The organism is Bacillus sp. JJ783, from assembly GCF_036963225.1.
Lineage (GTDB): Bacteria > Bacillota > Bacilli > Bacillales > Bacillaceae_G > Bacillus_A > Bacillus_A cereus_U.
Window position 1 is genome coordinate 8635 of sequence record NZ_JBALMG010000190.1, and the last position, 7011, is coordinate 15645.

Consider the following 7011-nt stretch of genomic DNA (forward strand, 5'->3'; position numbering starts at 1 on the left):
CTGACTGTGGTGTTGTGATCGGTTTACCATCCATTGATTTTGTTTGACCCGTTGGTGTTTTAATTGCTGCTACTGGTTTTGCTTCCGCCTTCACATCTTCTTGCTTATTCTCAAGACCATCATTATTTTGATTTGCAACTGGTCTAATTTGAGCTTTTACATCTTCTTTATTACTTAGTTCCTCATTTGATTGTGCAACTGGTTTAACATCTGCCTTTACATCCTCTTCTTTATCTTTTAACTCTGCTTGTTGTATTTCCGGATTATCATCTTGATGTTTCCCTCGTACAGCTAATTCCGGATTTTCTTTAGTAGCTGCTACTTCTTCCTTGACCCTTTCTTGCTCCTGATTTCCTTTTCTATCGCGAACACCTAAGTTTTCTTCATTTTTCATTTGATTAATATTTTTTTCTTTTTCTGCTTGCATTTGTTCTTTTTCCTTGCGTTTACCTTCTCCTACCTTTTCTTTTCTATCTGCATAGTTTTCTTTCAACTGTTTAAACTTACTATAACCTGATTTACCCATTTTTCCAGCCATTGCAACACCTGTACCAGCTACTGCCACACTTCTTCCAACAGCCTTAGATCCTCGTTTAACATCTCGATATTTATCTCTAATATTACTCATAGCATCTGATGCACGTGCTGCTCCTGCACTTGCTGGTACTGTAGTAATTGCATCGAAAATTGTTTTACGGTATAACCAAACGCCTAAGAATGAAAGTATTTGTAGTATAGCTACAAATAAGTATCCATACTTATCGGTAGCGCTGAACAAAATTGACGATACCCAAAACATTAAAGTTACCAGGAAACCAATTGCAACTTTCATAAGCAATGTTCTAAACAGTTCAGCTAAGAACTTTTTAGCCGTTCCAGTCCACGCAGGTACTAATGCCATTAATAGCATTACAGGCGACATTAGCGCTACGATGATAAACATTAATTGATAAAATAACATCGCCATACTGCATAATCCAAGAACAATCCATAAAGGAAGATTAATTAAACCTAGTAATAATACGAGTGCCCCTCTCTCAAAAGTAGCATCTAAAGACAGAGTTTGGTTTTTCTGAACCTCAACTTCATCCTTTAAAAGATCTTTTCTTTTATCAGGGTCTGTCGTTGTTAACATTTTCTTTATTCTTTCATCACCGATTTTCTTCATATCTGTTGTGCCAAACTGTAATAATGTATAAGGTTGTTTTATTAATAGAGTGTGTGTTAAATCAGTAATAGAATCGACACCGCTTGAATGTCCTTCACTTGCTCCACTAATACTTTGAGTTGAATCAAGAACAGTTTTATTTACTTGCTCAGAAAAAGTGTTAAGTCCTTTGATGATATAACTTGAATTCGCGAAAAAACCTAGAGTAAAAACTAAAATACCTAATGCTTTTAACAATCCCCCTAGCATCTCCGACTGACGACGCTGTATAAAGCCTACCCAGATAACCCAGCAAGCTAAGAAAGCTAACATGAGCCCAATTAATTCACTATATATTCCATTACCCCAAGAACCATTGAACCCTGCTGTTTTAGATATTACATCCCCCAACTTATCTCCAACATCAGCAACTATATTTAAACTCATTGATTGGCCTACCATATTTGTTACCAAACTACTAATTGCAAGGTTTACTGTCCATGCAATACTAATTAATATAAAAATAGTCGCTACAATTTGTTCTTTAATGTTGTTTTTCCATTTCCAAAATTTAAGAGATTCTCCAAATCCACCTTCTGGAGTATAAACATCAATCCCATAACTACTTGGTGGATATTCCTCATATTTTAATTTCTCTTTATTCTTCGGAATAATGTCGTCTATAAGGGAAGGCCGTGGCTCATCTTCCGCATAAACTGGTGCAGCTTTAAAAAGTAAATTAAATGCTAAAAGAAGTGTACAAACTAATAACAATAGGGTAATAAACTTTTTCATTACATGTTACTCCCCCTTTATGGGAAACCTATTAATCTTTTGAGCTAAACTCACTTGTCGGTTTAGTATTTGCTACTTCATCAATTTCATTTCGTTCAGGGCCAGAATAACTTCGAACTTTGAATCCATCTTCTGTACGAACTACCCTTACCCATTTCACTGCTTTATCGATGTTTTTAGGGGGCTTCTTTGAAGTAAAGTTATACATAATTGTGTCCTTATCTACCACATATTCTTTTACTGTGTAGTCTTTGTAAGATAAATTATTTTGAGGACCTTTATTAGGATCTAATATTTCATTTTTCTCCCCATCGACAACTAATTTACGTATTGTTTTATAATCATGTCGTAAATCTGCATTTACAAAATCAAGCATCATTTCTCTTGGAGTGTGTCCCTGTTTATCCTTTTCTTCTCCAACATTTTTTTCACTATTACCACATGCTGCACTCAGGATAAGAGTACCTACACATAGACTTGTTAGCATAATTTTTTTAAATTTAGTTTTTAACATATTAACTCACTCCTACATTTATTTTTTCTTCCCCTCCTTCGACAAAGGTTGCATTAACTTCCTGCTTTTCATCATCATTTGACTTTCTATAATTCTTTCTTGCATTTGGTCTTGTATCAAATGCATCGTATAGATCCTTGAACACTACATCCATTGTGACAACGCCTGTTCTTCCCTGAATATCCTGGAATAAACATTGTCCTGTTTCTAAATTTGTAATAATCGCATGATTTTCTTCATTATCAGGTAATCCAAAGAAATCTAAGATTGAAGAAATTTCTTTACTGTCTGTATTACGGAATGAGAACTTCATACCGATATTATTCTTAAATGTCTCATCTCCAAGGTCACTTGCACTTTGAGTAGCAAAGTATACTGCAGAGTTTAAGGCACGCCCTTCACGAACTAGCTTACGAGCCAACTCTCGCCCTTGAGAAGTCCCCATAATTGCCCATGCTTCATCCAATAAAACAATTTTGAATTTAGTAGGGTCTTTTTGAAAGAATTTTCTTGCAAATGAAGATAGAGACATCAGCATACTAACAGATAAATTTTCTTGTAAGGTATAATCTTTCGGATCTTTTTGAATATCTGGCATGTCAAGATGCTGAATCTGTATGATATTTACTGCTGTATCAAGTTCAATATCTCTATTTGTTCCATCACCAAAGATTAAGTGTGCAAATGATAAATTCTCAAATGCTTGAATATGAGCGGCTAATTGTTGGTCCACTTTATCCTCACTATCTTCAAGATATTGAGATACAGCAGTTAAGCATGGCTCTTCCATTCCTGCAACAAATTCTACAGCTGAAGCCAAGCGTGGGAACTTTTCCGAGTTATCAGGTTTAATACCTGTAATGAAAGTAAGAATTGTCATTGCTAACTCAATTGCATCTTTTCGACTATGTTTATGAATGATAAATGGGTCTAGTTTCCCTTCATCTCGTCTATCAGTCCCTAGTGTAATAACGTTTACTTTACCTTCTAAACCGTGTAAATCTTCTGTCCAGTTTCCCCTCTCACCTTTTGGATCGACTATCAGTGTTTGAGCTCCTCCAAGTACTGCAAGATAAACAATTAGGTTCGTTCCAAATGATTTACCCGATCCAGTACTTCCTGTTACTGCAACTGAAAGTGCGCTTGTTTTTTGATTTGCAACGGTATTTGTTGCTGCAAGAGAAGGTGTCATATAAACTGCTTTGTTTAAAATACCAGTTGTTCCAATATAGAATCCGATATTATCTCCTAAATCTTGTGTTGCTCCAAACATACCGGCCGCAAGTACTCCAGGTTCCATAAAGTGTATATAATCATTTACATACCTTCTTGCACCGGGGATATGTTCATTAAACAGAAGGAACTGATCCCCATATGGTCTTACTAGTTCAATCATCATCTCTCTATAAATAGAAATGAGTGAATTTGTATTCCGGCGCATTGTATCTAAATCTTCGGCACATATACAGAAAGATATTGATGTTTTAACTAGTGGCATACGTGTCTTTTGTATGAGGGCTTGTAGCTCAGTAGCTTCCTGAACACCTTCATACACGTTTAATCCAACAGTTTGTGCATTTTCCCTAGCATGCATTTCTTGATCTTCCAAATCCTTTTTCTTCTTATTTAGTTTAGATAATGCTTTACGATGATTGATGTTTTCTGTACGGACACTTAATTCGATGGGAAAATCTATGTTTTGAATCATATACATCCACTCTTGGTCTGGAAACTCCATCGTATATGGGATTTTAGATGCCGATAAAAAGCTCATATATGCTGGATATTCTAACCCGTCGGTACCAATCTGAGACATTTCAATATGTCTTCCTTTAACATCAAATTCTGCCTCGGATAATCGTAATAAGCTTTCTTGATTTGGTATTATTGCAGAGTCGTCATTCTGTACGGGAGGTGTCCATCCAGCAGTTACTGGCGCCTCTAATGTGCGATAGAAGTTTCTTAATATAATCCATTGCGTTTCATTAGTTTCTAGAGCCCTTACAGCCAAATGTTTTCTTATTTTATTTTTAAAAGCGCTAGCTTCTCTTTTAAACATCTCCAAATCAGTTTTTAGTATTTTGGTATCACCAAGTAACCCAAACTGTTCTGCAGTGTTTTTAAAGGTATGAAATGCTGTATACAACATTTCTTTAAGCCCTTCTTGTATGTGTCTTACCTTTAATTTCACGCCAATAAAGTATCGGTACTCTACTGCATTTTTACCAAATTTTCGTTCTAGCTCATGAACAACGTCATCAGTATGATCCATTGCAAGCTCTTTTAGTTCACCGCTTACTGTTTCTTTAAACTCATCGGCTTTTTCTTTGAAATTCTGATAAACAGGTATCATTAATAGATGTTTTTCTTCTTCATAATTCCAAAACAAACCGAGTTGTCGCATAAACAACGTATTTTTATCATCGTCTCCCTTGAATTCATAAGGAATCCCGTATGCCTCATAATACGCCCAGCAAGAACCATCTTGGTTAAAAATCAAATTATCGTGAAAGTATTTGACTGGAAATTCAACCTGATTCATTTTACCCTCCTTAGAGAAGAATATGAGACTAAAATAATTCTTCCGTATAGATTAATTAATTACTTATTATTGATTGAATCATCCTTGAATCGTATTAAAGTTTTATATTGATAGTTTCCGATATTACCAGTTGTATCTTTATAGCGGCTAATCTTCTTACTTTCGAACATAAACACGAAAAATCGAAATATAAATTTATGTGGGCTTTTTCCATCCAATTCTACATTGCCAAAGAAATATGCTATTCCACCTGGTAATATTAGATATTTTAAAAACACATTATTTCCTAAAGGTAAAAACTGATCTAGAATAAAAATTAAAAGTAAAGATCCAACAAAGAAGCCCAACTGTCTATATGGAACCGGGAAAGGGAGGGTTAAGTCCCTTATCCCGTATAAACTCTTAGGAATATCCCATATCGAGTTGTATGTCCTAACTTCTTTACGAGTCGGCTTTTGAGTCATTTTTACCAACCCCTTTAATATTTTCAGAGATTTTTAACTTATCACTTGAAGACTAAATTATATAATTTTGTACCAAGATCTTTGAAAACATCTGGTGAGAATACAAATACGGATAAAAGTGCACAAACAAATATCCAACCAAGTAATCCAGCCATTTGTCGTTTAACTGCTAGAACGATTACTCCAATAAGTGCTACAACTAAAAAGATAGGGCCTAATTGAGCTACTAACCAGTTTTTAATATTTACTCCAAAATTAATATTACCTAGAACCGCTGCATCTGTAATAGCAGGTAATTGGTGAGCTACCATATCTAATCCCAAAAGCTCCATAATTATTTACCCTCCACTTTCTCTAACGTATTTTCAAATTTTTTCATAGAGCTAATTGAAAACTTGTTATCTTTATTTACTAAATTTAAGTCATATGTGTATGTGTACTCTAAGCTGCTATCATTGTCTTTTAATTTGGCATCAACTAAGACTCTGTAACCTTTATCTTTATCTTCATAAATACGGAGGTTTTCTAATTTGCTAAATGTCATAATACCTTTAAGTCCGTTTGATATATTGCTTTTTTCAAAGTAATAGGCAATTTCTTCTGGTGTTCCTTCTGTATATACTTTAAATACAGATTGTAAAAATTGTTCTACTTTTTTTATTTCTGCATCTGTATTAATTTCTCGTCCTTCTGATTTGAATGTGGCTACTTTATAAGATGCCTTTTCTCTCTCTCCATGAACGATTGTAGGATTGTTAGGAACTACCATCTTCCCTTTCTCCATTAAAATTGGAATAGAGAAGTACCTTGTAACTTCTTTAGGTTCTTTTGGTGTATCTGGGGCTTGAGTCGTTCCAGGAGCAGGATTATTTACAGGTTCTAGTTTCTGCATGATTTTCAACGTAACTTCTGCTTCATTTCCTTTTTGATGAACCTCTACAGCTTCCGACTTAACTAAAGTACTAGAAGCGTTTTTTAAAGTATCTCTATTTAATCCACCTTGCTCATCGGATCCTTCAACTAAATATTTTTCTAATCGTTTTTTCCGCGCTTCAGCTACATTCATATCAACCTTCCAGTTAAAATAATCAGCGGCAAAACTATTAGCATATGCAATTAATTCTGCTTCTGACATTTTAATTTTTACGGGTTCCTCCTTCTTTTCTTGAACAGCTACTGCTCTAGGAGGACCGGCAAGTTGGATAAATGAAAGGGAGCTTCCTGCAAACACGAATCCCATCACACACCAAAATGTAACCTTACCTACTTTTTTTCCTGTGATAGCTGGAACTTTCTCCCTTGTTTTACGTTTCTTCTTTTCTTTAAGTGCTTCTGAATTTTCTTGTTGCATATCTAATATTTCAGTTGTTTTATTCTTTGCTTTTTTAAAAAATGTAAATTTCTTTTTTTCGGAGTTTTTCTGGGATTTCTTTTTTACCATGTCTTCACCTCTCTTATTAAATGGTTAGGAAATTACAAATTTCATTGTAATTTCCATTAATCAACTATCTACTTTAAGTATGATTTACTTTTTTCGGAAATCTAAGAG

General features: G+C 34.6%; 6 protein-coding genes. All 6 read right to left on the reverse strand.

The window, feature by feature from the left end; all coding sequences use genetic code 11:
- On the reverse strand, positions 1 to 1942 hold a 1942-nt coding region (locus V7038_RS27465), incomplete at its 3' end, for a CD3337/EF1877 family mobilome membrane protein (protein ID WP_335695933.1).
- Positions 1943 to 1973: 31 nt separating this feature from the next.
- Positions 1974 to 2456: a hypothetical protein gene (locus V7038_RS27470; protein WP_070128916.1), complete on the reverse strand. Its 483-nt coding sequence runs from the start codon at positions 2454 to 2456 to the stop codon at positions 1974 to 1976.
- Between the two features lies 1 nt (position 2457).
- On the reverse strand, positions 2458 to 4998 hold the full coding sequence (locus V7038_RS27475; RefSeq protein ID WP_335695934.1) for an ATP-binding protein: 2541 nt from the start codon (positions 4996 to 4998) through the stop codon (positions 2458 to 2460).
- 59 nt (positions 4999 to 5057) lie between these two features.
- Complete coding sequence (locus V7038_RS27480; protein ID WP_002162134.1) at positions 5058 to 5462, reverse strand: TcpE family conjugal transfer membrane protein; 405 nt, start codon at positions 5460 to 5462, stop codon at positions 5058 to 5060.
- Positions 5463 to 5503: 41 nt separating this feature from the next.
- A complete protein-coding gene (locus tag V7038_RS27485) occupies positions 5504 to 5794 on the reverse strand; it encodes a hypothetical protein (RefSeq protein ID WP_335695935.1) in 291 nt (96 codons plus the stop codon).
- Positions 5795 to 5796: 2 nt separating this feature from the next.
- Positions 5797 to 6903 carry a conjugal transfer protein gene (locus tag V7038_RS27490; RefSeq protein ID WP_335695936.1) on the reverse strand — a complete coding sequence of 369 codons (1107 nt, stop codon included), beginning with the start codon at positions 6901 to 6903 and terminating at the stop codon, positions 5797 to 5799.
- Between the last annotated feature and the right edge of the window lie 108 nt (positions 6904 to 7011).

Excerpts from the sequence above, each read along its gene's own strand:
- V7038_RS27470 (WP_070128916.1), bottom strand. The coding sequence starts at position 2,456 with ATGTTAAAAACTAAATTTAAAAAAATTATGCTAACAAGTCTATGTGTA.
- V7038_RS27475 (WP_335695934.1), bottom strand. The coding sequence starts at position 4,998 with ATGAATCAGGTTGAATTTCCAGTCAAATACTTTCACGATAATTTGATT.
- V7038_RS27480 (WP_002162134.1), bottom strand. The coding sequence starts at position 5,462 with ATGACTCAAAAGCCGACTCGTAAAGAAGTTAGGACATACAACTCGATA.
- V7038_RS27485 (WP_335695935.1), bottom strand. The coding sequence starts at position 5,794 with ATGGAGCTTTTGGGATTAGATATGGTAGCTCACCAATTACCTGCTATT.
- V7038_RS27490 (WP_335695936.1), bottom strand. The coding sequence starts at position 6,903 with ATGGTAAAAAAGAAATCCCAGAAAAACTCCGAAAAAAAGAAATTTACA.